The organism is Streptomyces sp. NPDC029956 (genome assembly GCF_055574655.1).
Window position 1 is genome coordinate 17,488 of record NZ_JBVHZJ010000020.1, and the last position, 24,890, is coordinate 42,377.

Genomic DNA, 24,890 nt, shown 5'->3' on the forward strand with positions numbered 1-24,890 from the left:
GGGGCGGCAGCGAGCGCATGCGAACGGGGTGGGGCCGTGCGAGCCGGGGTGAGACCGGGCCCGCGCGCCCGTGCGAGCCCGGGCGGGTGCGGGCGGGCCGGCGCGCGCTCACGTCGGCGGAGCCGGGCGGTCGCGCTTGCCCGAGGCCGGGCGGATACGTCCAGGGTTCGGGCTGGACTGGGCCCGGTACCGCCGGGTAGGTACCCTGGCGCTCATGCGCGCACTTCTCGTGGTCAACCCGGCAGCCACCACCACCAGTGCCCGCACCCGTGACGTGCTCATCCACGCGCTCGCGAGCGAGATGAAGCTGGAGGCGGTCACCACCGAGTACCGCGGGCACGCGCGGGACCTCGCCCGACGGGCCGCGGACTCCGGCACCGTCGACCTGGTCGTGGCCCTCGGCGGCGACGGCACGGTGAACGAGGTCGTCAACGGGCTGCTGCACGGCGGGCCCGACCCCGACCGCCTCCCGAGCCTCGCGGTCGTCCCCGGCGGATCGACGAATGTGTTCGCCCGCGCCCTCGGACTGCCGAACGACGCCGTGGAGGCGACCGGCGCCCTGCTCGACGCGTTGCGTGAACGGCGGACACGCACAGTGAGCCTCGGCCTCGCCTCGGGAACGCCTGGTACGGAGGACGAATCCGTCCCGTCCCGCTGGTTCACCTTCTGCGCCGGTCTCGGTTTCGACGCGAGCGTCATCGGCCGGGTCGAACAGCAGCGGGAGCGCGGGAAGAGATCCACCCACGCCCTTTATCTGCGCCAGGTGGCGCGCCAGTTCCTGGAGGAGCCGAACCGCCGGCACGGCACGATCACCCTGGAGCGCCCCGGCGCCGAGCCGGTCGAGGACCTGGTCCTCTCCATAATCTGCAACACCTCCCCCTGGACCTACCTGGGCAATCGCCCGGTGTACGCGTCCCCGGAGGCCTCCTTCGAAACCGCGCTCGACGTCCTCGGACTGCGCCGTCTCTCCACCCCGGCGGTGGCCCGGTACGCCACCCAGCTGCTCACCTCGACCCCGGAACGAGGGCCCCGCGGCAAGCACGCGACGACTCTGCACGACCTGACCGACTTCACCTTGCATTCCAAGGTTCCGCTCCCCCTGCAGATGGACGGAGACCACCTGGGACTGCGTACGAGCGTGACGTTCACAGGCGTACGCCGTGCACTGCGTGTGATTGTGTGAGTGGAAGGGCCCAAAGTCCTTTCACTCGAACGTTTAGGCGCGCATCCACCCCTTAGAAGTACGGCTGTGACCTAGCCGACACCGAGGAATCAAAAAAAACTTTCCGGAAGGGGTTGTATCCGTTGCCGGGGTTTGGGAGTCTCTTCTTGGCGATCGGGACGGCCCGCAACACCGGCCTCCACTGAGAGCCAGAACCCCTCCTCAGTCTTAGGACCACACCAGTTCACCTGGCAGTCGGCCCTTCCCTTGCGGGGGGATTCGTGAAAGCGTTCACATTCACAAGCAACCAGCTTGTAACACCCTAGAGAGGTAGCAGCCATGGACTGGCGTCACAACGCCGTTTGTCGTGAGGAAGACCCCGAGCTGTTCTTCCCCATCGGCAACACCGGTCCTGCGCTGCTGCAGATCGAGGAAGCCAAGGCCGTCTGCCGCCGCTGCCCCGTCATGGAGCAGTGCCTGCAGTGGGCGCTCGAGTCCGGCCAGGACTCCGGCGTCTGGGGTGGCCTCAGCGAGGACGAGCGCCGCGCGATGAAGCGCCGTGCCGCTCGCAACCGGGCGCGTAACGCTACCGCCTGACACCCCGCCGACAGCCTGAGGCCAGCGGCGCATACATCGCGTATGCAATCACCGCCCTCGAGTCGCAGCGCGCAGTAGTAACCCACAGCATTCGAGCCCCGGACCGATCTCCTCGGTCCGGGGCTCGCTGCTGTGTACGCGCCGACTGCTTCCGAGACCGTCGATTCCGCGGCCGTGGACTTTCAGGGCCGCCGCTTCCACTGCCGCCGTTTCCCGGCCGTCACTTCTGCGGCCGGTGCTTCTGCGGCGGTTGTTCCTTCGGCGGTTACCTCTTCGGCGGTTACTTCTGCGGCTGCACGGGGATGTCGAGGACCACCTTCGTACCGCGTCCGGCGCCCGGAAGCATGTCGAAGGATCCTCCCAACTCCCCTTCCACCAGGGTCCGTACGATCTGCAGACCGAGGTTGCCGGCCCGCTGCGGGTCGAATCCCTCGGGCAGACCACGGCCGTCGTCCTGGATCGTGATCAGGAGCCGGGCGTCGGGCCTGGGCTCGCCCCGTACTGCGGTGACCTCGACGGCGCCCTCGTCGCCCGGGGCGAAGGCGTGCTCCAGGGCGTTCTGGAGGATTTCGGTGAGGACCATCGAGAGCGGGGTCGCGACCTCGGCGTCGAGAATGCCGAAGCGGCCGTTGCGCCGGCAGGTCACCCGGCCCGGGGAGATCTCGGCGACCATCGCGATCACGCGGTCGGCGATCTCGTCGAACTCCACCCGCTCGTCCAGGTTCTGGGACAGCGTCTCATGGACGATCGCGATCGAACCGACGCGCCGCACGGCCTCGTTGAGCGCCTCGCGGCCGCCCTCGGAGTCCATCCGGCGGGCCTGGAGGCGCAACAGGGCGGCCACCGTCTGGAGGTTGTTCTTCACCCGGTGGTGGATCTCCCGGATGGTGGCGTCCTTGGTGATCAACTCGCGCTCGCGACGACGCAGTTCGGTGACGTCCCGGAGCAGGACGAGCGAACCGATGCGGGTGCCCTTCGGCTTGAGCGGGATGGCCCGGAGCTGGATCACACCGCCGTTCCCCTCGACCTCGAACTCGCGCGGCGCGTAGCCGGAGGCCAGCGTGACCAGGGCTTCGTCCACCGGTCCGCGGGAGGGGGCGAGTTCGGCGGTGATCTGGCCGAGGTGCTGGCCGACGAGGTCGGCGGCGAGGCCGAGGCGGTGGTACGCGGAGAGGGCGTTGGGCGAGGCGTACTGGACGATGCCCTCGGCGTCGAGGCGGACGAGTCCGTCGCCGGCGCGGGGCGAGGAGTCCATGTCGACCTGCTCACCGGGGAAGGGGAAGGTCCCGGCCGCGATCATCTGGGCGAGGTCGGAGGCCGACTGGAGGTAGGTGAGCTCCAGGCGGGAGGGGGTGCGGACGGTCAGCAGGTTGGTGTTGCGGGCGATGACGCCGAGGACGCGGCCCTCGCGGCGGACGGGGATGGACTCGACCCGGACCGGGACCTCCTCGCGCCACTCCGGGTCGCCCTCGCGGACGATCCTGCCCTCGTCGAGCGCGGCGTCGAGCAGCGGGCGGCGGCCGCGCGGCACGAGATGGCCGATCATGTCGTCCTGGTAGGAGGTGGGGCCGGTGTTCGGCCGCATCTGCGCGACGGAGACGTACCGCGTGCCGTCGAGGGTCGGGACCCAGAGGACGAGGTCGGCGAAGGACAGGTCGGAGAGCAGCTGCCACTCCGACACCAGCAGGTGGAGCCACTCGAGGTCCGAGTCGCTCAGGGCGGTGTGCTGGCGCACGAGGTCGTTCATGGAGGGCACGATGCGAGCGTACCCGCGGAATAAAGGGGCGGTGAACCTGGACCTCCGGGGCTCCGTGCTGGACGATGGGCCAGGAAGGACCGCGTTCCTGTGGATGGACAGACAAGAATGGTCTAGTCCACAATGAATGCGATAGACCTCCATCCTCCCCGCACAGGAGGATGGAACGAGGTACCCGACGCTCTCTGCCCTGACTGCGTCGAGACCTCCCACACGGCCGAGGGACCGCACACCCCCGGCCGGAGCAAAACTCCGGGCTGCGGTGCCGGGCGGGCTGAGGGTCCCGCCGGGCGCCGCGGCCCGCGGGTGTCTCCGGGGCCGGTCGGCAGCGAGTGCGGACCCCTCGCCTCCGACCCCGCTCCCCCTGCCGCCCCCTTCCCGCCCGATGCCGCTCCCCCCGAGGCGATGCCCTGGACGGGGGCTCCCTGGCCTGATCTGCGGGGCCCGGGGGGTTCGAGTGGCTGGTGGGTCAGGGGCGGCCGACGATGGAGGCGGTGGGGGCGTCCGGGGGGCGGAACGGCATGAGGGGAAGGCCCCTCCTCTGCTAGATTTGGCTTTGATTGGTCTATACCACATGGCTCCTCACCAGCCCCTCACCAGATCGGCAGGCACAGCGTGGAAGTTGTCATCGTCAAGGACGCCAAGGCGGGCGGCGAGCTCATCGCGGACGGCATCGCCGACCTCCTGCGCCGCAAGCCCGACGCGCTGCTCGGCGTGGCCACCGGTTCGACTCCGCTGCCCATCTACGACGCCCTGATCGCCCAGGTCAAGGCCGGTTCCGTGGACGCCTCGCGCGCCCGGATCGCCCAGCTGGACGAGTACGTGGGACTGCCCTCGGGCCACCCCGAGTCGTACCGCTCCACCGTGCTCCGCCAGGTCGTCGAGCCGCTCGGGCTCTCCCAGGAGGCCTTCATGGGCCCCGACGGCTCCGCCGCGGACGTCCTGGCGGCCTGCGAGGCGTACGACACGGCGCTCTCCGAGGCCGGTGGCGTGGACCTGCAGATCCTCGGCATCGGCACCGACGGGCACATCGGCTTCAACGAGCCGTGCTCCTCGCTCGCCTCCCGCACCCGGATCAAGACGCTCACCGAGCAGACCCGTGTGGACAACGCCCGCTTCTTCGACAACGACATCGAGCAGGTGCCGCACCACGTCATCACCCAGGGCATCGGCACCATCCTGGAGGCCCGTCACCTGGTGCTGCTCGCCACCGGCGAGGGCAAGGCCGAGGCCGTGGCGCAGACCGTCGAGGGCCCGGTGGCGGCGCTCGTGCCGGCCTCCGCGCTGCAGCTCCACCCGCACGCCACGGTCGTGGTGGACGAGGCCGCCGCCTCCAAGCTGAAGCTCGCGGACTACTTCCGTCACACCTTCGCGAACAAGCCCGCCTGGCAGGGCATCTGAGCCGCCCGGAATCCCCGTGCGCGACGAAGGGGCCCGGCACCTGTTCAGGTGCCGGGCCCCTTCGCGTACGTCCTGTCAGGTGCCGGTTCCGACGACGGCCTCGGCGGCCGCACGGCCGCAGACCCGGGCCGCGCCGTGCGTGGCGATGTGCAGGGCCCCGCGGGGCTCCGCCTCGTTGAGGCCCATCTCGACCACGACGGTGTCGGGGCGGGCCGCGACCAGGGCGTCCAGGGCCTCGGTCATCCACACGTGCCGGTGGAGGTCGCGGACGACCGCCACGATCCTCCGCTCCCCCGCGGCGGCGAGGAGGGCGTCCACGGAGGAGTCGGCGTAGGAACCGGTCTCCGTGCCGGGCAGCAGCCGCTCCAGCTCGGCGGCGATGCCCCAGGGGGTCTCGTCGCCGACCGCGAAGTTCGCGACGGGGGTGAAGGAGGCCACGTAGGGAGCGCCGCTCATCGGGGTGTACGGCCGCTCCCCCCGGGTCACCTTCAGGGCCCGGCGGGCGGCGACGAGTCCGATGTCGGTGCCGGGCGCGGTCCCCTCCTGCACTGCCGCGCCCGACACCGATTCAGCCCCCCTGGCCCGGTGCGCCTGGGTCCAGGCCGCCAGGGCGCGCACGCGCGCCGCGGCGTCGGCCAGCCGCTCCTCGGGCAGTTCACCGGTCCGCACCGCAGTGACGAGCGCGTCGCGCAGCTGCAGCACGGTGTCCTCGTCGCACAGCCCGCCGCCGACGCAGATGGCGTCGGCGCCCGCGGCGATGGCGAGGACGGATCCGCGCTCGATGCCGTACGTCGCCGCGACGGCCTGCATCTCCATGCCGTCGGTGACGATCAGCCCCTCGAAGCCCAGCTCCTGGCGCAGCAGACCGGTGAGGATCTGCGGGCTCAGGGTGGCCGGACGGTGGGGGTCGAGCGCGGAGAGAAGGATATGCGCGCTCATGACGGCTTTGGTACCCGCGGCGACGGCCGCGCGGAAAGGCACCAGCTCACGGGCGTGCAGTGTGGCGAGGTCCACATCGATCCGGGGCAGCGCGTCGTGGGAGTCCACGTTCGTGTCGCCGTGTCCGGGGAAGTGCTTGGTGCAGGCCGCGACCCCGACGCCCTGGAGGCCGTCGACGTACGCCACGGTGTGCCGGGCGACCAGGTCCGGGTCAGGCCCGAAGGACCGGACGCCGATGACCGGGTTCTCGGCGTTGGAGTTGACGTCGGCGGACGGCGCCCAGTTGAGGTCGACTCCGCAGGCCGCGAGCCGGCGGCCGAGTTCACGGGCCACGGCCCGGGTGAGCTCGACGTCGTCGACGCTGCCCAGGGCGTAGTTGCCGGGGAACGAGGAGCCCTGCTTGACCTCCAGGCGGGTGACGTCGCCACCCTCCTCGTCGATGGCGACGAGGACGTCGTCCCGCTCGGCCCTGAGCTGCGCGGTGAGCGCGGTCAGCTGCTCGGGACTGACGATGTTCCGGCCGAACAGGCCCACGGACGACAGGCCCTCGCCGATGCGGCGGAGCAGCCAGTCGGGCGCGGTGGTGCCGACGAACCCGGGCTGGAGCACCGTGAGCGCGTCACGGGTCAGGGTGTCCGTGCCGTGTACGAGTGTGGTCATGGGGAGCCCTTATCCCTTCACCGCGCCGGCGGTCATGCCGCCGACGGCCTTGCGCTGGAGGAAGAGGAAGACGACGAGCACGGGGAGCGAGAAGAGCGTGGAGGCGGCCATGGTGGCGCCCCAGTCGCTGCCGAACGCGGTCTGGAACTGGGTCAGCCAGAGCGTCAGGGTCTGCGACTCCTTCTCCTTGTTCAGCATGAGGATCATGGCGAACTCGTTCCAGGCGGTGATGAAGCCGAAGAGCGAGGTCGACATCAGGCCGGGGGCGAGCAGCGGGAAGATCACCTTGCGGAACGCCTGACCACGGGTGCAGCCGTCGATCTGCGCGGCCTCCTCCAGCTCGACCGGGACGGCGGCGATGAAGCCGCGCAGGGTCCAGATCGTGAAGGGGAGGACCATCACGAAGTAGATGAGCGTGAGCATCGGAATGCTGTTCAGCATGTCGTTCTCACGGGAGATCATGTACATCGCGATGACCATGACCTCCCAGGGGGCCATCTGCGCCATCATGACGATGAGGACGATGCCCTTGCGCCCCTTGAACTTCATCCGGGCGATCGCGAAGCTCGCGGCCAGGGCGACGAGCAGGGCGAGCACCACGGCACCGATCGTGACCATGAGGCTGTTGGTCACGTACGTCCAGAACAGGTCGACGCCGGTGGCGGTCGTGTAGTTCTCGAACGTCGGGGTGAAGACGAAGACGGGATCCTTCGTCATGATCTCGTGCTGCGGCTTCAGCGAGGACGAGAACATCCAGTACACGGGGAAGACGAACACGACCGCGAGCACGAGGGCGGTCAGGTTCTTGGCGACCACGCCGACCGTGAGCGGCTTCCTGGTGCGCAGCTTCTGCGGAGTCTCGGTGGTGGCGCTCACAGCTCCTCCTCCTCCTTCAGGATCAGGCGGAAGTAGAAGGACATGACCGCGATGAGCATCACGATCGTCAGGATGGAGATGGCGGCGGCGACACCGTAGTGGAACTGGCCGACGCCCTCGATGTAGGCGAAGACGGGGAGCGTCTCGGAGCCGCGGTCGGGGCCACCCAGGTTCATGGCGTAGACCTGGGCGAACGCCTTGAAGATCCAGATGATCTCCAGGAACGTCGTGATCATGAAGAAGGACTTCAGGTTCGGGAAGACCACGGCCCAGAAGGTGCGCCAGCCGCTGGCGCCGTCCATCTTCGCGGCCTCGTACAGCTCGGACCCGATGGTGGTCAGGGCGGCGTACATGTTGAGGGCGACGAACGGGATGGAGCCCCAGACGAGCAGGATCATGATGATGACGAGGGTGGAGAACCCGGTCTCGAACCAGTTGTGCTGCTCGTAGCCGTCGAAGCCGAGCGTGCGCATCAGCCAGTTCACGACGCCGAACTGCTCGTCGAAGAGCCAGCGGAAGACCGTGACGGAGGCGACGATCGGCATGGCCCAGGCGAACATCAGGGCCAGCGACAGGACCAGGCGCATCTTCTTGCCCAGGCGGTTGAGCAGCAGGCCTATGCCCGTGCCGATCGCCATGATGAGCGCGACGTTGACGGCCGTGAAGACGACGCTTCGGACGACGACGGTCCAGAAGTCCGGGTCGCCGAGGAGCTCGGTGTAGTTGTCGAAGCCGGTCCAGACGGTCTCGCGGGTGATGAACTCCTTCCGGTTGAGCTCCTGGAAGGAGAGGATCACATTGCGGATCAGCGGGTAGAGCAGCAGCACCGCCATGGACAGCAGGGCCGGCGCGACGAGCAGGTACGGCAGCCACCCGCTGGGCAGGGAACGTCTGCCGCGCGAAGGCTTAAGGACTTCCTTCGGGCCCGAAGGGGGTGGCGGAGTCTGAGACTTCCCTGCCGCCCTCCCGGGCGCGTCCTGAGGATCGGCGGTCGCCGTCCCCTGGGAGTCCACGGTCATGGTCTTATTCCTCGCGGTTCTGGGGCTCCCGCGCCCACCGGGGCGCGGCCCGGGGGAGCGGGCCGCTGATCACTCGTGAAGCGCCGATGGTGCGGCCGGTGCGTGACCGGCCGCACCACCGGGCTACGGATTACTGCTGGTGCTGCTGGTGCTGCGGATTACTGCTGGTTGATGCGCTCGTTGATGACCTTGTCGGCGGCCTCGCCGGCGGTCTTGGCGTCCTCACCCTTCAGGACCTTCGTCATGAAGTCCTTGATCGGGTTCGGGGCGGTCTCGACGTTCGCCCAGCCCGGGGTGACCGGGGTGACCTTGCCGGAGGCGGAGGACGCGGCCATCGCCTCGGCGAAGGAGCCGGCGGCCGGCTTGAACTGCGCGGCGTCGGTGTTCGGAAGCAGCGCACCCTCGGTGGCGGTGGCGTACTTCGTCATGTACTCCTTGCCGGCGGCGAGCGCCAGCCACTCCTTCGCGAGGTCCTTGTTCTGGGAGCGCTCGGCGATGGCGAGGTTCGAGCCGCCGAGGAAGACGGAGCCCGGCTTGTCGGCCGTCTTGCCCGGGATCGGGAAGTAACCGAAGTCGGCGGTCTTGCCGGCCTTCTTCATGGCGTCGATCGCGCCGCCGGCCTCCCAGCCGAGACCGATCCAGGACGCCACGCCGCCCTTGGGGACGACGTCGGTGGACTGCTGCGGGGTCGCCTCGTCCTTGTCCTTCGGAGCGGTGGAGTAGGACGCCAGCTCCTTGTAGAAGTTCATGGCGTTGACGGCCTCGGGGGAGGACAGGTTGCCCTTCCACTTGTCGCCGTCCTTGACCGCGAGGTCGCTGCCCTCGTCCCAGATGAGACCGGCGAGGACGTACCAGGACTGACCCGGCAGGTAGATCGCCTGCGACTTCGGGTCGGACGCCTTGAGCTTCTTCAGACCGTCGATCCACTCGGCGCGGGTCTTCGGCGGGGTGACACCGGCCTTCTTGAAGGCGGCCTTGTCGTAGACGACGACACGGTTGGCGGCGTACCACGGGGCCGAGTAGAGCTTGCCGTCCAGCTCGTTGGAGGCGACCATGCCCTTGTTCCAGGCGTCGTAGCCCAGCGTGGCCTTGTCACCGGACAGGTCGGCGAGGCCGCCCGTCACGGCGTAGCCCGCGGTCTGCGTGTTGCCGAGCTCCAGGACGTCCGGCGGGGTGTCCTCGGAGAGCGCGGTGGTGACCTTCTCCTGGATGCCGTTCCAGATCTGCTTCTCGACCTTGACCTTGACGCCCGGGTGCTTGGCCTCGAAGGCCTTGTTCACCTCGGCCATCCACGCGTCCGGCGCGGAACCGTCCATGACCCAGACGGTCAGAGTCTTGTCGCCCCCGGCCGGCTTTGCGCCGTCCTTACCCTTGTCACTGTCGGAACCGCACGCAGCGATAGAGACCATCATGCCTGCGACGCCGATCGCCGCGATGAGCTTGCGCTTCACGCCACCCTCCTCAGGGATGCCTGCAACCCCTGCCCACCGCGCGAAGACATACGTCAGGTAGTGCTCGTGGGGCTGGGACCTGGTCTTTAATGGTTTAGACCAGTACCCGGAGCTTGGCCTAGACCTTTAGGGGTGTCAAGGGTGTATAAGAAGGGCAGTCGCGTCCGTTATCGGACCGACACCTGAGGGAGGGCGACGACCCGTGACCGGTCCGTGCCACCATGTGAGCCGCGACAGACGGAGGAGCCGGTGACGGCAGCAGCACAGGAGTCGGGAAGGCAGGCAATGGCCACGGACGCGGGCAGCACGGAGTCGGAGGGCGGGACACCCACCCGTACCGCGCGCGTGCCCAAGTACTACCGACTGAAGCGGCATTTGCTCGACATGACGGAGACCCTGCCGCCCGGCACACCGGTCCCCCCCGAGCGCACACTCGCCGCCGAGTTCGACACCTCGCGCACCACCGTGCGCCAGGCCCTCCAGGAGCTGGTCGTCGAGGGCCGTCTGGAGCGCATCCAGGGCAAGGGCACCTTCGTGGCCAAGCCCAAGGTCTCCCAGGCGCTGCAACTCACCTCGTACACCGAGGACATGCGCGCCCAGGGCCTGGAGCCCACCTCGCAGCTCCTCGACATCGGCTATGTCACCGCCGACGACACGCTCGCCGGGCTGCTCGACATCTCGGCCGGCGGACGGGTGCTCCGCATCGAGCGCCTGCGCCTCGCGAGCGGCGAGCCGATGGCGATCGAAACCACCCATCTCTCCGCAAAGCGGTTCCCCGCGCTGCGTCGTTCGCTTGTGAAGTACACCTCGTTGTACACCGCCCTCGCCGAGGTGTACGACGTGCACCTCGCCGAGGCCGAGGAGACCATCGAGACCTCCCTCGCCACCCCGCGCGAGGCCGGCCTGCTCGGTACGGACGTGGGCCTGCCGATGCTGATGCTCTCCCGCCACTCGCTGGACGCCGAGGGCGAGCCGGTCGAGTGGGTGCGGTCGGTCTACCGCGGCGACCGTTACAAGTTCGTGGCGCGCCTCAAGCGCCCCAACGGCTGAGCGACGACACCGACTCCGTACGACACGAACGGCCGCACCCACCGGGTGCGGCCGTTCGGCGTTTCCGAAGGCGGTACGGAGGTCTTCCGCGCCCGTACGGGAGGGCTTCCGGCCCCGCACGACGGGGGTTGCGGGCCGCACGGCGGGCGCCGGGTTCCACAGAGGGCTTCCGGGCCCCTACGAGGAGGTGACGGCCACCCGGCACCTTCCGCCTGGCAGGAACGTGACGCCTCCCGGAAAGCCCCAGATCAGCGGCGCGCGGCGGCCGTACGCACGGACTGGCTCCTAACGGCCACGCACTTGGCGCCAGCCGTTCTCCGGTGACAGGGCGCCCCCGGCGGGCCAGTCTTGGACGTGTCGGAGCCGCCCGGAAGAGCCCGGGAGCGGCACCGGGAGACCCGCCCCCGACACTCCTCGTCCATATCGCCAGGAAGGCAGTTCCGCCATGCCCAGCAGCGCCCGTTTCGCCGCTTTCGCCCGCGTTCAGGTCCGCCCCGTCCTCGCCCTGCTCGTCCCCGCCACGGCCGCGCTGACCCTCGTCCTGGCGGCACAGCCGGCGTCCGCGGGAGCCCCGGCCGCCGACGGCGTACCGGTAGCGACTGCGACTGCGACCACGGCGGCGACCGCGACCGCGCAGACCGACGACAGCGACAACGGCTTCTCCTGGGGCTGATCGTCATCTACCTCGTCGGCATCTCGATGAGGGCATCGGACGACGACCCCGCCCCGGACACCGACCCCCCACCGGCCCCGTCCGCCGCACTCCTCGTCGAGACGCTGCACCGCGTCGCCCGTCCGCAGGACCGTTTCGAGTCCGCACGGGCGCTGGTTCTCGACCGGACGATCCGCCTGGCCCTCTACATCCGGGGCCCCGACGAGATCGAAGCCGTCGGCCACGCGCTGCTGCTCTGCCGGCGCCTCCTCGGCCACTCCCCCGAACTCTCCCGCCACCGCATCGCGGACTTCCGGCTGCTCTGAAGCGCCCCACACGCCGAAATCCCCCGACCGCCCTCCCAAGGAACCCCCATGTCCAGGGCTCGTCCCAGCGTGTCCGTCGTCATCCCCAACTACAACTACGAGAAGACCCTCCACGCCTGCCTGACCTCGGTCTTCGCCCAGACCCACGCCCCGCTCGACGTCATCGTCGTCGACGACGCGAGCACCGACAGGTCCCGGGACATCGCCCGGGAGTTCGACGTCGTCCTGATCGCCAACCCCCACAACAGCGGGGTCTCCGCCGCCCGGAACCTCGGGGCCGCCGCCGCCCGCGGCGAGATCCTCTTCTTCCTCGACTCGGACACGGCCCTCCACCCCGAGGCCCTCGCGAACGCCGCCGACCTGCTCAGGGACGATCCCGGTCTCGGCTGTGTCCACGGGGTGCTCGACCCCGAACCGCTCTTCGACGACGGGCCCGTGGAGCGCTACCACGCCCTGCACGCCCACTTCTGGCGCCGCCGCGCCGTCGGCGAGGTCCGCACCGCGTTCTTCGCCCTCGGCGCGATCCGCAAGGAGGTCTTCGAGGCCACCGGGCCCTTCGACGAGAACCTCCGGGACTCGGAGGACGTGGAGTACAGCGGCCGGCTCGTCCGTACCCACCGGATCGTGATGACGGAGGCGATCCGCGGCCGGCACGACGACGTCGACCGGCTCGGGGCGATGCTCCGTGAGCAGTACCGGCGTTCCCAGCTGCTCATCGCCGCGCTCGGGCAGCTGCGGGAGGGCGGCCTCACCGCCAACCGGCCGCTCGGCGTCCTCGCCGCCGCGCTCACCCTCCCCACCCTCCTGCTCGGTCTGCTCACCCCGTGGCTGCTGCTCGTCCCCGCCCTCCTCGCGCTGGTCTTCGCCTGTGCCGATCCGGGCCTGAGCCGGTTCGCGCTGCGGACCCGCGGTCCCGGCTTCCTCCTCTACTTCACCGCCGTCCACTTCGTGCTGCACCAGGCGATCGTGCTCGGCGCGGCCCGGGGCACCGTCCGCTGGCTCACCGAACCGGACTTCGGGCCCAGCGTGCGCCGCCGCGGAAAGGCCCGCCCGGCGGACCGCCCCGAAGCCGCCGCCTCCACCGTCACCGGATGACCGCCGCCCACCCCCGTACGCCCCTCCCCCCAGGAGTCCGTTCATGGCCACGCCCACGCTCACCGGCCGAGAGGCGCCGACGGCCCGCCCGCCGGCCTCCCGCCCTCCCAGTCGGCTCGCCGACCTCACCTCCCTCGTCCGGCCCCACCAGTGGACGAAGAACCTGGTCGTCGTCCCCCTCGGCCTGCTCGGCGCGCCCCACCTCGACGGTGCCGCGCTCGGCGGGGCGCTCGCCGCGATCGGTGTCTTCACCCTCGCGTCCGCGCTGATCTACCTCGTCAACGACCTCGGGGACCGGGACCGGGACCGCCGCCACCCGGAGAAGCGGCACCGGCCGATCGCCGCCGGCCGGATCGGCGTCGCGACCGCCGTCTCCTTCGCCGCCGCCCTCGCCGTCCTCCTCGCGGCGACGGTCGGTCTCACGGTGTTCACCGGGACGGCCTCGCTCGTCGACTGGTGGCCGGTCGCCGCGTACGTCGCGCTGAACGCCGCGTACAGCAAGGGGCTCAAGCACGTCCCGCTGCTCGACGTCTTCATCGTCGCCCTCGGTTTCGTCCTGCGGCTCGCCCAGGGCTGCCTGGCCTCGGGCAACCCCGTGCCGAGCTGGCTCACCCTCTGTGTCTTCTCCCTCTGCCTGCTCCTGATCCTGGGCAAGCGGCGCCACGAGATGGCGGTCGGCGGGGTGCTGCACCGGCCCGCGCTGCGCGGCTACACCCTCGGCTTCCTCGACCAGCTGCTCGCCTTCACCGCGGTGCTCACGGCGGTCAGTTACGTCCTGCAGGTGCAGGACAGCCCGGTCTTCGGCCCGCACGGACCGCTGGTCGCGGTGGTCACGGCCCCGTTCGCACTCTTCGGCCTCGCCCGCTATCTGCAGCTGCTCGTGGTCGACGCGGGTGGCGGCAATCCCTCGCGGGCGCTGTTCAGCGACCGGATGACCGTCTCCAACGCACTGCTCTGGTCGGCGCTGCTTGCCGGCGCGTGGCCGCTGAGTCACCTCGGGTCATGAGGGCGACGACCACCGCGCCGACGGCCACGCCCCCCGACACCACGGCCGACGCCCCGTCCGACACCGCCCCCGCCGCGCAGTCCGCCGCGGCCGACGCTCCCCCCGCCCCGCGCGGCCGCCTCCGCCGCGCCCTCCCCGTCCTCTTCCCGGTCGCCGTCGTCACCGGCATCGGCTTCGCCCTGTACGGCCGGGCCGGCGAGCTCGCCGCCCTCGTCCTGCGACCCGACTCCGTCCCGTACCTCCTCGCGGCCCTGCTCGCCAACGCCCTCGCCGTCCTGCTCTCCATGGCCACCTGGCGGACCCTCCTCACCGACCTGGGCCCCGGGGTGCCGGGCCGGACCGCGACCCGGATCTACTTCACCTCCTACCTCGGCAAGTACGTGCCGGGGGCCGTCTGGGGCGTCCTCGCCCAGCTGCGGATGGGCGGTGCGGCGGGCGTGCCCGCGCCGGTCGTGCTCGCCGTCTTCCTGCTGAACCTGATCGTTGCCGTCCTCACCGGCCTCGCCGTCGGACCGCTCGCCGCGCCCTGGACGATCGGCGCCGAGGCCTGGTGGCTGGTCCTGCCGGGCGCGGTCACCGTCGCCTGGGCCCTGCGGCCCGGACTGCTGCACCACCTGGCGGCGTCCGCCGCCCGGCTCGCCCGCCGGCCGACGCCCACCACCCGGGCGAGCGACCGGGGCATGCGGCGGGCCCTCGCCTCGGCCACCGCCTCCTGGGCGGTCGGCGGGCTGCACCTGTGGGCCCTCGCCGTGATGCTCGGCGCCCCGCCGCTGACCGCGCTGCCGGTCTGCGTGGGCGGCTTCGCCCTGGCCACCGCCGCCGCCAGCCTCGTGGTGGTGCTGCCGGACGGCTGGGGTGCCCGCGAGGCCCTGCTGCTCCTGGCGCTGACCGCCGTACTGCCCTGGCAGGAGGCGACCGCCGTCGCCGTCGCCAGCCGGGTGGTCTGCACCCTCAGCGAGGTCCTCGTCGGAGGCGCCGCCCTGCTCCTGACCCTCCCCCGTCGTTCCGCTCCCCCCACCCACCCGATCCCCGCGAAGGACTGACCATGCCCCCGCTGTACTCCGTCGACGACTGCGAGTCGCTGACGACGAAGCAGGTCCACGGCCTGTACAAGGACCACGTCAACAAGAGCCAGGTCTCCCTGATGACCTCCTTCGGCTTCGGCCAGGAGCTCGTCGAGAGCGCCGAGGGCGTCTGGATCACCCAGCGCGACGGCCGCCGCGTGCTCGACTTCACCGGGGGCGTCGGCGTCCTCAACCACGGCCACAACCACCCCCGGATCCTCGCCGCCCGGCAGCGCTTCCAGGAGCGGAAGAGCATGGAGGTCCACAAGACCTACTTCTCGCCGTACGTCGCGGCCCTGGGCCACAACCTCGCGGAGCTGCTGCCCGGCGACCTGAACATGTCGTTCTTCCCCAACTCCGGTGCGGAGGCGGTCGAGGGCGCGGTCAAGCTGGCGTACAAGTACCACGGCGGCCGGCGCTCCCGGGTGCTGCGGGCCGACATCTCCTTCCACGGCAAGCTGCTCGGCTCGGGCAGCCTGACCGGCCAGAACCAGTCCGGGTTCCAGTTCCCCGGCATCTCCGGCGTGGAGATCTTCCGGTACGGGGACCTGGACTCGGTCCGGAAGCTCGTCGCCGGACTCCGTACCGACAAGGGCGAGTCGGACGTGTACGCGATCCTCATCGAACCGTTGTCGGCGTCGACGATGAACGAGTGCTCGGAGGAGTTCCTGCGCGGGCTGCGGGAGTTGTGCACGGCCGAGAACATCGTGCTGCTCTTCGACGAGATCTACACCGGCTGGGGCAAGACGGGCACCCTCTTCCACTTCATGCGGTACGAGGGTCTGGTCCCCGACATCCTGACGACCTCGAAGTCCTTCGGCGGCGGCAAGTCCTCCATCTCCGCCTTCGTGGCCCGCGAGCCGGTCTTCCGCAAGGCCTACGACAACCTCACGGACGCCCTCCTCCAGTCGACGTCCACCACCTACTACGGCTTCGGCGAGGAGGCGGTCACCGCCATCGAGGCCGTCAACGTGGCCGTCGAGGACGACTATCCGGCCCGCGCCCGGGACATCGAGCGGATCCTCGCCCCCGGCCTGGAGCGGATCGCCAAGGAGTACCCGGACGTGGTGGCCGAGGTCCGCGGCCACGGCGCGCTCCACGGGGTCTTCCTGCACAAGGGCCCGAAGGTCCTGGAGCTGGTGACGAAGCTGGTGCCGGGCGCGATGACGAAGGACCCGCGCTTCCGCACCAAGCTCATCACCTCGTCGGTGGTCAACGCCCTCTACCGGGACCACGGCATCTACACGTACTACACGCTCAACGGCGACAACCCGCTGATGGTCGCCCCCTCGCTGGTCGCCGAGCCGCACGAGGTCGAGTTCTTCCTGGACTCCCTCGACAAGACCCTCGCCCAGGGTCTGCCCCGTCTGCTCACCCGTTTCGTCAAGGAGAAGGTGTCGTCGCTGTGGTAGAGCGCATCGTGGTGACCGGCGGCGCCGGCATGCTCGGTTCGACCCTGATCGACCGGCTGCTCGAAGACGGCCGGCAGGTGCACTGTGTGGACCTGCGGGCCCCGCGTACGGAGCACGAGAACCTGACGCACACCGTCTCGGACGTCCGGGACGCGGTGACGATGAAGCGGGTCACGGCCGACGCGGACGTGGTGGTGCACTGCGCCGCCGCCCTGCCCAGCTACCCGGCCGACATGATCCGCTCGGTGATCGTCGGCGGGACCGAGGCGGTCCTCACGGCCGCCGAGGCGAACGCCGTGCCCCGGGTCGTGCACATCTCCTCGACCGCCGTGTACGGCCTGCCGAAGGTGGTGCCCACGCCCGAGGAGTATCCGCGCGAGCCGGTCGACACGTACAGCGCCGCCAAGGCGGAAGCCGAGGAGGTCGCCGAGCGCTTCCGCGGCCGGGAGATGTGCGTGCCGGTCCTGCGGCCCAAGACCTTCCTCGGGCCGGGCCGGATGGGGCTGTTCGCGATGCTCTTCGAGTGGGCCGAGGAGGGCCGGAACTTCCCGGTCCTGGGCCGGGGCGACGTCCGCATCCAGATGTTCGACGTGGACGACCTGGTCGACGCGGTCGTGACCGCGATGGACGCGCCGGCCGGGACGGCCGACGACACCTTCAACCTGGGGGCCACCTCGTTCGGCACGATACGGGAGGACTTCCAGGCCGTCCTGGACGCCGCCGGGCACGGCAAGAGGGTCCGGTCGATGCCCGCGAGGCCGGCGCTCGCCGCACTCAGCCTGCTCCAGCGCTCCGGGCTCTCCCCGGTCTACGGACGCCTGCTGCACAAGCTCCTCGACGACAGCTTCGTCTCCACCGAGAAGGCCAGGGACGTCCTCGGCTTCCGGCCGAAGCACTCCAACCAGGACGCGATCCTGCGCACCTTCGCCTGGTGGCGCGAGCAGCGGCTCGCCACCGCCGCGCTCCCCGCCGGCGCCCGCCCCGCGAAGAAGGGCGAGGGCGTCACGAGTGTCGAACCGTGGCGACAGGGGGCCCTCTCGCTCGCCAAGGTCCTTTTCTAGGAGAACCCGATCATGTCCGTTCCGCTGGTCTCCGTCATCGTCCCCAACTACAACTACGGCCGCTCGATCGGCCTGTGCGTCGAGGCCGCCCTCGCCCAGACGTACCCGAACGTCGAGGTCCTCGTCGTCGACGACTGCTCCACCGACGACTCCGCCGCGATCGCCGCCGCGGCCGGCGCCCGGGTGGTCTCCACCGGCGTCAACAGCGGGGTCGCGGTCGCCCGCAACCTCGGCGCCGAACTGTCCTCGGGCGAGATCCTGGTCTTCCTCGACTCCGACGTCGCCATGCACCCCGACGCCGTCGCCAGGTCCGTCGAACTGCTCGCCTCCGGACAGGGGTACGGGGCGATCTGCGGCACCTACGAACCCGAGCCGCTCATCCGCGACAGCCTGATCGAGGAGTACCGCTCGCTCCAGCAGTACTACCTGCTGCTGAAGTCCGAGGGGGTCATCGACACCGTCCACACCGCCATCCTCGCGATCCCCCGACGGGTCTTCGACGAGGTCGGACCGTTCAACCCGATCCTGCGGCACACCGAGGACCAGGACTACGGGCGCCGCATCTCCGAGCGGTACACGGTGCTCAGCTCCCTGGAGGTCCGCGGCCGGCACGACCACGACGACACCGTGCGGATCGTCCTCGACAAGGTCTTCGCACGCGCCCGGCTCGCCGTCCCGCTCATCCTCGGCAGACGGCACCTCCAGGGCGGCTTCGTCACCGGCCCGCGCGCCGGGGCCAGCCTCGCCGCGCCCCTGACGGTGGCCGCGCTCGCCGCGCCGCCGCTCTGGGGAGCGGTGTGGGCGCTGCTGCCGCTCGCCCTGTTCGTCCTCGGCGTCTGGGGCGATCTGGACATGTACCGGGAGGTGCGGCGGCACCGGGGGCGGCTGTTCCTCGGGTACTTCGTGGCCGTCAACTTCCTCGTGAACCTGACGGTGTTCGCGGCGATCGGGGTCGCGGGCGTGCAGTGGCTGTGCTCGAAGCGGTTCCGGCACCTGTACGACCCGCAGCCCCGTCCGGACCTTCCGGCGGCGACGTCCGGGGTGGCCGCGGGGGCTTCCCGTGGCTGACACGCTCGCCCGGGCGGAGGACCGGGCGGAGGACCCGGACGCGGCCGTACGGGTCGGCCCGGCCCGGCGGCGCCTGAACCGTCTCGTCCTCGGCGCGGCCCTCGCCTGGCTCGTCCTCCTCCTCGTCGAGTGGGCGGCGGACGGCCGGATCTGGCTCGGGCATCTGGTCGGCATCGTCCCGCCGGCCGCCTTCGCCCTGGTCCCGCTGCTGCTCGCCGTGTGCGCCCCGCTCGCCCGGGGCGCCGCCCGGTGGCGGAGCCTCGCGGCCGCCGTGCTCGCCCTGGTCGCGGGCTTCGGTCAGTCGGGCTTCGACCCGGCGGCGCTGTGGCGGGCGGAGCCGGGGCCCGGCCCCGACTCCGTGCGGGTCTTCGCCTGGAACACCAACTCGTGGAACCAGCTCCTCGGCACCCAGGACCACTTCTACGCCTTCCTGAGGGCGAAGGACGCCGACGTCTATCTGCTGCACGAGTACCAGCACGTGACCGCCGACCGTAAGGGAAAGCTGCCCATCGACGACCTGGCGCGGCTGCGCCGGGAGTTCCCCGGCTACGAGGTCGCCGTCCGGGGCGAGCTGGTGACGCTCTCCCGCTTCCCGATCCTGCGGCAGCCGGCCGTGGGCCCGGCCGGCGGCCTGCCGCCGGGCGCGGACTGGCAGGCGGAGTACCGGGAGAACAAGGTGCTGCGGACGGACGTGCGGGTCGGGGGCCGGACGGTGTCGTTCTACAACGTGCACATGCCGGTGTGGAACAGCATGCCGGACGGGCTGCTCTCCGCCGCCTTCTACCGCCACATGCGGGAACGGTTCGCCCCGCGCAAGGCGCAGTACGCCGGCCTGGAGGCCGACCTCGCGGCCAACCGCAACCCGGTCGTGGTGGCCGGTGACTTCAACGCGACGGCGGCGATGTCCGACCTCGACCCGCTGCGGGACCGCCTCGCCGACGCGGCGGAGGTGAGCACCGACCCGTACCCCACGAGCTGGGAGGAGGGCGGCTGGAAGCCGTTCTGGCGGACCGACTGGGCGTTCACGGGCAACGGGGCGAAGGCCGAGCGCTACGAGTTCAACCGACCCGAGAAGCTCTCCGACCACGCGGTGCAGGACCTGTGGGTGTCCCTGCCGGGGAACGGGTGACCGACGTGCTGCTGTCCTGCGCCCTGGTCTGGGCGGTGTTCCTCGCCCTGCACCTCGCGCTCAACGGACGCTGGTGGCCCTGGCTCGCGGTCTCCCTGCTGCCGCCGCTCGCCTTCGCCGCCGTCCCGCTCGCCCTGCTCGCGGCCGCCGCCGTCACCGGCCGCGGGGCGGCGGGGGCGGTCGCCGCGGGCTGCCTGCTCGCGGGCTGGACGCAGAACGGGCTCAACCCGCGTGCGCTGCGCCGCCGTTCGGAACCTGCGGAGGGACTGCGGCTGGTCTCCTGGAACACTCAGCACTGGAACCAGGGCGGCGACCCCGAACGCTTCTACGCCTTCCTGCGCTCCCTCACGGCGGACGTCTACGTCCTCCAGGAGTACCTGAACGGCTTCGAGGGCGGCGAGGTCTGGGACATCGACGACGAGGAGCGGATCCGGGCCGCGTTCCCCGGACACCACCTGGCCGTGGACAACAACTCCGTGACGCTGTCCCGGTTCCCGCTCGCCGGCCCGCCCGTGCCGGTCGGCGCCTGCTCGCTCCGGGTCGACCTGCGGGTCGGCGACGGCGTCCTGTCCACGTACAACGTGCACATCCCCGTGCAGCTGACCGTGATGAACCCGCTGCGCCCGGCCTTCCTCCGGGACATGCGGCGCCGGGCCGCCGCCCGCGACCGGGAGTACACGGCGCTCGTCGACGACCTGCGCGGCAACCCCCACCCGCTCCTGGTGAGCGGCGACTTCAACACGAGCGCGGCCATCGGGGACATCCGCCGGATGCGCCCGCCGCGCGGGCGGCGCGGGGCGCCCGGCGCGCTGCGCGACGCGATCGGGGCCTGCGGCTCGCTCTGTCCCGCCAGTTGGAACGCCCGTGCGCGACTGCGGCTCTGGCGGATCGACTGGGCGTTCACCGGCGGCGGCGCCCGGGTCGGCTCGTACCGCTTCAGCGACGCCGAGGGCCTGTCGGACCACCTGGTCCAGGAACTGACCGTGACCACCCCCCACCTGCGAGAAGCCCACCCGCGAGAAAGAGGGAAGAACTGATGGAGTACACCAACCTGGGCGGCCCCGAGGGCCCCCGCGTGAGCACCCTGTGCCTGGGCACGCTGCCGTTCGGCACCCGGATCGACGAGGCCGCCGCCTTCGCCGTCCTCGACCGCTTCCACGAGGCCGGCGGCACCTTCATCGACACCGCCAACACCTACGCCTTCTGGGAGCCGGGCGCGACCGGCGCCGAGAGCGAGCTGCTGATCGGCCGCTGGCTGCGCAGCCGGGGCGTCCGGGACGAGATGGTGCTCGCCACCAAGGTCGGCGCGCTGCCGGACCCGCCCGGTTCGGCCTGGCCGGAGTGCGCGGAGGGGCTCTCGGCCCCGGTGCTGCACCGACAGGTGGAGGAGAGCCTGCGGAACCTGGGCACGGACCGGATCGATCTCTACTACGCGCACATCGACGACCGGCGGACGCCGGTCGCCGAGACCATGGGCGCCTTCGGCGAGCTGGAGGACACGGGGAAGATCGGCCGGGCCGGCTGCTCCAACTTCGCGGCCTGGCGGATCGAGGAGTCGCGGGGCGCGGCGGTCGCCGCCGGGGTGCCGGACTACGCGGCCGTGCAGCAGCGGTACACCTATCTGCGGCCGCGTCCCGGCGCGGAGTTCGGGGTGAACCCGCATGCTTCGGAGGAGCTGCTCGACTATCTGGGCACGCGCCCGGAGCTGACGTTCACGGCGTACACGACGCAGCTGACGGGGGCGTACACCGATGCGGGCAAGGAGGTGCCGGAGCAGTACCGGCACGAGGGTTCGGAGCGGCGCCTCAAGGTGCTCGCGGAGGTCGCGGCGGAACTGGGCGTGACCGCCAACCAGGTCGTCCTCGCCTGGGCGTTGGGCGGTGAGCTGCCCGTACTCCCGGTGATCGGGGCGAGTTCGACGGCGCAGCTGGACGAGACGCTCGGCGCGGTGGGGCTGCGGCTGGACGACGAGCTGAGGAAGCGCCTCGACGATGTCGACTGAACCGGCCGTACGAATCCAGGATCTCGCGCTCCGCCACCGGGTGGCCGTCGGCGTGGTGTGGCTGCTCGTGCTGCTGCTCGGCGGCGCGGCGGCGGTGGCCGGGCTCGGCCGCCTGGACCAGTCCTTCACCGCGTCCGGCGGGCCGGGACACCGCGCGAACCAGGCGATCCAGGAGCGGTACGGGAACGGTGCCGCCGTCGCTCCGCTGGTCGCGGTCGCGACCTGGCCGGTGGCGACGGACGTACGCGACCCGGGCGGCGCGGCCGGGTCGTTCGCGGACGCCGTCCGGCGGGCGGCGGGCCCCGGCGCGCGGACGGTCTCGTACGCGGGCACGGGCGACGAGGGCTTCCTCGGCGCGGACGGCCGCACGGTGTACGCGCTGGTCTACCCGGGCGCGGGGAAGCCGGACCTTGCGGGGCTCGCGGCCGTCGAGGAGGCGGCGGGCACCTTGCGCACGGGGCTGCGGTCGGCGCTGCCGGAGGCCCGGGTCGAGGTGACGGGCGTGCTCCCGCTCCAGCACGACAGCGCGGTGGCGGGGCCGGGCGCGGCGGCCCTCGCGGTGAAGGCGGCCTGTGCGCTCGGACTGCTCGTGCTGCTGGTCGTGGCGTTCCGCTCGCCGCTCGGGGTCCTGGCGCCGCTGCTGCTCGCCGGGGTGACCTCGGTGGGGGCGCTGGTCCTGGTGGAGGCGGTCGCCGGGTTCACCGAGATCAGCTTCATCGTGGTCTACCTGGTGCCGGTCACGGCCCTGGTGCTCGCGGTGCACCGCTGGGCGCAGCCCCCGGAGACCGGCGCCCGGTCCGCGACGGCGGCCGGTGCGGCGGGGGCGGCGGCCTGCGCGGTCCTGGCGCTCTTCCCGGCGGCGTTCCTGCGTTCGGTCGGGGTCGCGGGGCTGGCGGTGTGGGTGGTGGGCACGGCGGCGGCCCTCAGCCTGGCGCCGGTACTCCGCTCGGTGGCGACGCGGTCGCCTCGGACGGCTCGGGCGGCTCGGACGGCTCGGACGGCTCGGACGGCTCGGCTGCCGGCTCGGGCGGCTCGGCCGGCTCGGACGCCTCGGACGGCTCGGGCGACACGGCCGAGGCGGCCCGGCCGGGTCCCGGCGGCGGTCGGCCTCACCCTCCTCGTCCTGCTCGCCGGCGCGGCCACGCAGCTACGAGTGGGCAATCCGGAGGCGCACGCCCTGGTGGCGAGCGGACCGGCCCGCGACGGCCTCGACCGGCTCACGGCGGCCGGGGTGCCGTCGGGGGTCCTGAACCCGCTGGAGGTCCTGGTCCCCGAGGGTGCGGACGCGGAGGCCGTGGCCGCACGGGCGGCCCGGGTCCCGGGGGTGCTGCTCGCGGCGGCGCCGGCGGCGGCCGAGTGGCACCGCGACGGTTCGGCCGTGGTCGTGGTCGTACCGGAGGAGGAGCCGATGACGGCGGCGGGCGCGGCGACGGTGACGGCTCTGCGGTCGGCGCTGTCGGAAGGGGCAGCCCTCGCGCAGGCCGGCGCCACGGCAGAGACAGCCCCGGCGCCGGTCGGCGGCTCGGCAGGGACAGCCCTCGCCCCGGTCGGCGGCTCGGGCGTGGTCGACCGCGATCTCGTGGACGGTGTCTACGGTCTCCTCCCGTTCGCGGTGCCGGCGGCCGCCCTCGCCGCCTTCCTCGCCCTCGCCGCTCTCACCACGGCGGGCACGGCGGCCCGCGCCGTGTTCCGTGCCGTCCTCGCCTCCGTCGCCTCGGCGGGTGCGCTCACCGTCCTGTGGCAGTGGGGCCCGCCCGGCACCGGGGCCGTCACCGGCTGGGTCCCCCTCGTCGTCGGCGCCTTCGCCTTCTGCGTGTCGCTCGACCGCTCGGTGGCGTCGGCGGCGGGCGGCCCCTCGTGGGCGGGGCTGCTCGCGGCCGGGGCGGGCGCGCTCGCGGTGCTCGCGGCAGGGATCGGGCCGCAGGTCGAACTGGCGCTGCTCGTCTCGGGGTTCGCGATGGCGGCGCTGCTCGACGCCTCGGCGGGCCGCCGGCGTGCCCTGCCCGGCTCCCCCGCCCGTCCCACACCCCGGACATCCTTCGAATTGGTCTAGACCTAGACGGGTTCTCCCGCTTAGCATCGACGACCGCGATCACGACTGCGGGGCGGTCGCGGCACGGAACGCGACGAGGGGGAGACGGGGATGCTGGAGGCGCTCGGCATAAAGGAGTCGACGGAGGCCGTCTACCGTTTACTCCTGGAGCGGCCCGAGTACGACGTGACGGAGATGGCGGCCCATCTGGGCCGCCCCGAGCTCGAGGTCCGCGAGGCGCTGGCCTGCCTCGCGGACCTCAAGCTCGTCCTCATGGACGACTCCTCGGGCGAGGTCGAACCCTTCAACCCGGACGTCGGCTTCTCCTTCCTGCTCTCCCGCGCCGAGGCCGAGCTGAGCAAGCGGAAACGCCAGGTCGAGCGGGCGGGACGGGCCGTCGCCGGCATCCTCGCCTCGTACGCGGACCACTCGGAACCGGGCGTCCGGCACGACCTGGTGGACCGCATCACCGGACTCGACAACGTCCGGGAACGCCTGGAGGACCTGGCCGCGAACGCCCGCACCGAGTGCCTCTCCCTGCTCCCGGGCGGCGCGCAGCTCCCCGACACCATGGACGCGAGCCAGCCGCTCGACCAACTCGCCCTGGAACGCGGCGTGAAGATCCGGTCGATCTACCAGGAGAGCTTTCGCAACGACCCACCGACCGTCGAATACGTGCGCTGGTACTGCGACCTCGGCGGCGAGGCGCGGACCGTGCCCGTGGTGCCGATGCTCATGGTGATCGTCGACCGGGAGGCCGCGCTCGTCCCCGTCGACCCGGAGGACGGACGCGCGGGCGCCCTGGAGGTCCGCAGCCCCGGCCTGGTGCACGCGCTCGTGGTGCTCTTCGACCGGCTGTGGGACGCGGGCACGCCGTTCGGCGAGAGCCCTCGCCGCGACGAACACGATCTCTCGCCGCAGGAAAGGGAGTTGCTCATGCTGCTCGGAATCGGCTGCACGGACGACATCGCCGCCCGCCGCCTCGGGATCTCGCTGCGGACCGTACGCAGGATGAGCTCGGAACTGATGAACAGGCTCGGTGCGCGCAGCCGGTTCGAGGCGGGGGTGCGGGCCGCCAAGGAGGGCTGGCTCTGAACTCCGCGCCGGGGGACCGCTCCCACGACCGCGACCG

At 71.6% G+C, this 24,890-nt stretch carries 22 protein-coding genes; 17 read left to right on the forward strand and 5 right to left on the reverse strand.

The window, feature by feature from the left end; translation table 11 throughout:
* Positions 1-214: 214 nt before the first annotated feature.
* The gene (locus tag ACZ4XX_RS18130) at positions 215-1,183 is read left to right on the forward strand and encodes a diacylglycerol/lipid kinase family protein (protein WP_468508868.1); all 969 of its coding nucleotides are present in this window, start codon (positions 215-217) and stop codon (positions 1,181-1,183) included.
* Between the two features lie 318 nt (positions 1,184-1,501).
* The gene (locus ACZ4XX_RS18135; protein WP_004937597.1) at positions 1,502-1,759 is read left to right on the forward strand and encodes a WhiB family transcriptional regulator; all 258 of its coding nucleotides are present in this window, start codon (positions 1,502-1,504) and stop codon (positions 1,757-1,759) included.
* A 280-nt stretch (positions 1,760-2,039) separates the two neighbouring features.
* Here the strand turns inward: ACZ4XX_RS18135 and ACZ4XX_RS18140 are convergent, their stop codons facing one another.
* A complete protein-coding gene (locus ACZ4XX_RS18140; protein ID WP_468508869.1) occupies positions 2,040-3,506 on the reverse strand; it encodes a sensor histidine kinase in 1,467 nt (488 codons plus the stop codon).
* 624 nt (positions 3,507-4,130) lie between these two features.
* Here ACZ4XX_RS18140 and nagB point away from each other — a divergent pair.
* Positions 4,131-4,916, forward strand: a complete 786-nt coding sequence (nagB, locus tag ACZ4XX_RS18145; protein ID WP_468508870.1) for a glucosamine-6-phosphate deaminase — start codon at positions 4,131-4,133, stop codon at positions 4,914-4,916.
* 75 nt (positions 4,917-4,991) lie between these two features.
* On the opposite strand, the gene ACZ4XX_RS18150 is transcribed toward nagB, so the two are convergent.
* The 4 genes from ACZ4XX_RS18150 to ACZ4XX_RS18165 form a co-directional block, all read right to left on the reverse strand.
* The gene (locus ACZ4XX_RS18150; RefSeq protein ID WP_468508871.1) at positions 4,992-6,515 is read right to left on the reverse strand and encodes a glycoside hydrolase family 3 protein; all 1,524 of its coding nucleotides are present in this window, start codon (positions 6,513-6,515) and stop codon (positions 4,992-4,994) included.
* A gap of 9 nt (positions 6,516-6,524) precedes the next feature.
* Positions 6,525-7,391 carry a carbohydrate ABC transporter permease gene (locus ACZ4XX_RS18155; protein WP_383590396.1) on the reverse strand — a complete coding sequence of 289 codons (867 nt, stop codon included), beginning with the start codon at positions 7,389-7,391 and terminating at the stop codon, positions 6,525-6,527.
* A complete protein-coding gene (locus tag ACZ4XX_RS18160; RefSeq protein ID WP_383590394.1) occupies positions 7,388-8,410 on the reverse strand; it encodes a carbohydrate ABC transporter permease in 1,023 nt (340 codons plus the stop codon). Before ACZ4XX_RS18160 ends, ACZ4XX_RS18155 begins: the two co-directional genes overlap by 4 nt.
* 158 nt (positions 8,411-8,568) lie before the next feature.
* Positions 8,569-9,861, reverse strand: a complete 1,293-nt coding sequence (locus tag ACZ4XX_RS18165) for an extracellular solute-binding protein (protein ID WP_468508872.1) — start codon at positions 9,859-9,861, stop codon at positions 8,569-8,571.
* A gap of 285 nt (positions 9,862-10,146) precedes the next feature.
* Here ACZ4XX_RS18165 and ACZ4XX_RS18170 point away from each other — a divergent pair, with 285 nt between their 5' ends.
* From ACZ4XX_RS18170 to ACZ4XX_RS18235, 14 genes are all read left to right on the forward strand, one after another.
* On the forward strand, positions 10,147-10,911 hold the full coding sequence (locus tag ACZ4XX_RS18170) for a GntR family transcriptional regulator (RefSeq protein ID WP_030320859.1): 765 nt from the start codon (positions 10,147-10,149) through the stop codon (positions 10,909-10,911).
* Positions 10,912-11,356: 445 nt separating this feature from the next.
* Complete coding sequence (locus ACZ4XX_RS18175; RefSeq protein WP_468508873.1) at positions 11,357-11,584, forward strand: hypothetical protein; 228 nt, start codon at positions 11,357-11,359, stop codon at positions 11,582-11,584.
* Between the two features lie 26 nt (positions 11,585-11,610).
* Positions 11,611-11,889, forward strand: a complete 279-nt coding sequence (locus ACZ4XX_RS18180; RefSeq protein WP_467715214.1) for a hypothetical protein — start codon at positions 11,611-11,613, stop codon at positions 11,887-11,889.
* 48 nt (positions 11,890-11,937) lie between these two features.
* Positions 11,938-12,984: a glycosyltransferase family 2 protein gene (locus ACZ4XX_RS18185; protein ID WP_468508874.1), complete on the forward strand. Its 1,047-nt coding sequence runs from the start codon at positions 11,938-11,940 to the stop codon at positions 12,982-12,984.
* A 43-nt stretch (positions 12,985-13,027) separates the two neighbouring features.
* Positions 13,028-13,990 (forward strand): UbiA prenyltransferase family protein, encoded by a 963-nt coding sequence (locus ACZ4XX_RS18190; RefSeq protein ID WP_468508875.1) that lies wholly within the window; start codon positions 13,028-13,030, stop codon positions 13,988-13,990.
* Complete coding sequence (locus tag ACZ4XX_RS18195) at positions 13,987-15,033, forward strand: lysylphosphatidylglycerol synthase domain-containing protein (RefSeq protein ID WP_468508876.1); 1,047 nt, start codon at positions 13,987-13,989, stop codon at positions 15,031-15,033. Before ACZ4XX_RS18190 ends, ACZ4XX_RS18195 begins: the two co-directional genes overlap by 4 nt.
* 2 nt (positions 15,034-15,035) lie before the next feature.
* The gene (locus ACZ4XX_RS18200) at positions 15,036-16,466 is read left to right on the forward strand and encodes an aspartate aminotransferase family protein (RefSeq protein WP_468508877.1); all 1,431 of its coding nucleotides are present in this window, start codon (positions 15,036-15,038) and stop codon (positions 16,464-16,466) included.
* Positions 16,460-17,527, forward strand: a complete 1,068-nt coding sequence (locus tag ACZ4XX_RS18205; RefSeq protein WP_468508878.1) for an NAD-dependent epimerase/dehydratase family protein — start codon at positions 16,460-16,462, stop codon at positions 17,525-17,527. Before ACZ4XX_RS18200 ends, ACZ4XX_RS18205 begins: the two co-directional genes overlap by 7 nt.
* Positions 17,528-17,539: 12 nt before the next feature.
* On the forward strand, positions 17,540-18,595 hold the full coding sequence (locus ACZ4XX_RS18210; RefSeq protein ID WP_468508879.1) for a glycosyltransferase family 2 protein: 1,056 nt from the start codon (positions 17,540-17,542) through the stop codon (positions 18,593-18,595).
* Positions 18,588-19,724 carry an endonuclease/exonuclease/phosphatase family protein gene (locus ACZ4XX_RS18215; RefSeq protein WP_468508880.1) on the forward strand — a complete coding sequence of 379 codons (1,137 nt, stop codon included), beginning with the start codon at positions 18,588-18,590 and terminating at the stop codon, positions 19,722-19,724. The genes ACZ4XX_RS18210 and ACZ4XX_RS18215 overlap by 8 nt, the downstream gene beginning before the upstream one ends.
* Complete coding sequence (locus ACZ4XX_RS18220) at positions 19,721-20,761, forward strand: endonuclease/exonuclease/phosphatase family protein (RefSeq protein ID WP_468508881.1); 1,041 nt, start codon at positions 19,721-19,723, stop codon at positions 20,759-20,761. Before ACZ4XX_RS18215 ends, ACZ4XX_RS18220 begins: the two co-directional genes overlap by 4 nt.
* Positions 20,761-21,726 carry an aldo/keto reductase gene (locus ACZ4XX_RS18225; RefSeq protein ID WP_468508882.1) on the forward strand — a complete coding sequence of 322 codons (966 nt, stop codon included), beginning with the start codon at positions 20,761-20,763 and terminating at the stop codon, positions 21,724-21,726. The genes ACZ4XX_RS18220 and ACZ4XX_RS18225 overlap by 1 nt, the downstream gene beginning before the upstream one ends.
* A complete protein-coding gene (locus ACZ4XX_RS18230; protein ID WP_468508883.1) occupies positions 21,716-23,779 on the forward strand; it encodes an MMPL family transporter in 2,064 nt (687 codons plus the stop codon). The genes ACZ4XX_RS18225 and ACZ4XX_RS18230 overlap by 11 nt, the downstream gene beginning before the upstream one ends.
* 90 nt (positions 23,780-23,869) lie before the next feature.
* Positions 23,870-24,853 (forward strand): LuxR C-terminal-related transcriptional regulator, encoded by a 984-nt coding sequence (locus ACZ4XX_RS18235; RefSeq protein ID WP_468508884.1) that lies wholly within the window; start codon positions 23,870-23,872, stop codon positions 24,851-24,853.
* Positions 24,854-24,890 lie beyond the last annotated feature (37 nt).

Excerpts from the sequence above, each read along its gene's own strand:
- ACZ4XX_RS18225 (WP_468508882.1), top strand. The coding sequence starts at position 20,761 with ATGGAGTACACCAACCTGGGCGGCCCCGAGGGCCCCCGCGTGAGCACC.
- ACZ4XX_RS18170 (WP_030320859.1), top strand. The coding sequence starts at position 10,147 with ATGGCCACGGACGCGGGCAGCACGGAGTCGGAGGGCGGGACACCCACC.
- ACZ4XX_RS18175 (WP_468508873.1), top strand. The coding sequence starts at position 11,357 with ATGCCCAGCAGCGCCCGTTTCGCCGCTTTCGCCCGCGTTCAGGTCCGC.
- ACZ4XX_RS18235 (WP_468508884.1), top strand. The coding sequence starts at position 23,870 with ATGCTGGAGGCGCTCGGCATAAAGGAGTCGACGGAGGCCGTCTACCGT.
- ACZ4XX_RS18135 (WP_004937597.1), top strand. The coding sequence starts at position 1,502 with ATGGACTGGCGTCACAACGCCGTTTGTCGTGAGGAAGACCCCGAGCTG.
- ACZ4XX_RS18190 (WP_468508875.1), top strand. The coding sequence starts at position 13,028 with ATGGCCACGCCCACGCTCACCGGCCGAGAGGCGCCGACGGCCCGCCCG.
- ACZ4XX_RS18195 (WP_468508876.1), top strand. The coding sequence starts at position 13,987 with ATGAGGGCGACGACCACCGCGCCGACGGCCACGCCCCCCGACACCACG.
- ACZ4XX_RS18180 (WP_467715214.1), top strand. The coding sequence starts at position 11,611 with ATGAGGGCATCGGACGACGACCCCGCCCCGGACACCGACCCCCCACCG.
- ACZ4XX_RS18150 (WP_468508871.1), bottom strand. The coding sequence starts at position 6,515 with ATGACCACACTCGTACACGGCACGGACACCCTGACCCGTGACGCGCTC.
- ACZ4XX_RS18130 (WP_468508868.1), top strand. The coding sequence starts at position 215 with ATGCGCGCACTTCTCGTGGTCAACCCGGCAGCCACCACCACCAGTGCC.
- ACZ4XX_RS18140 (WP_468508869.1), bottom strand. The coding sequence starts at position 3,506 with ATGAACGACCTCGTGCGCCAGCACACCGCCCTGAGCGACTCGGACCTC.
- ACZ4XX_RS18185 (WP_468508874.1), top strand. The coding sequence starts at position 11,938 with ATGTCCAGGGCTCGTCCCAGCGTGTCCGTCGTCATCCCCAACTACAAC.
- ACZ4XX_RS18230 (WP_468508883.1), top strand. The coding sequence starts at position 21,716 with ATGTCGACTGAACCGGCCGTACGAATCCAGGATCTCGCGCTCCGCCAC.
- ACZ4XX_RS18160 (WP_383590394.1), bottom strand. The coding sequence starts at position 8,410 with ATGACCGTGGACTCCCAGGGGACGGCGACCGCCGATCCTCAGGACGCG.
- ACZ4XX_RS18200 (WP_468508877.1), top strand. The coding sequence starts at position 15,036 with ATGCCCCCGCTGTACTCCGTCGACGACTGCGAGTCGCTGACGACGAAG.
- ACZ4XX_RS18210 (WP_468508879.1), top strand. The coding sequence starts at position 17,540 with ATGTCCGTTCCGCTGGTCTCCGTCATCGTCCCCAACTACAACTACGGC.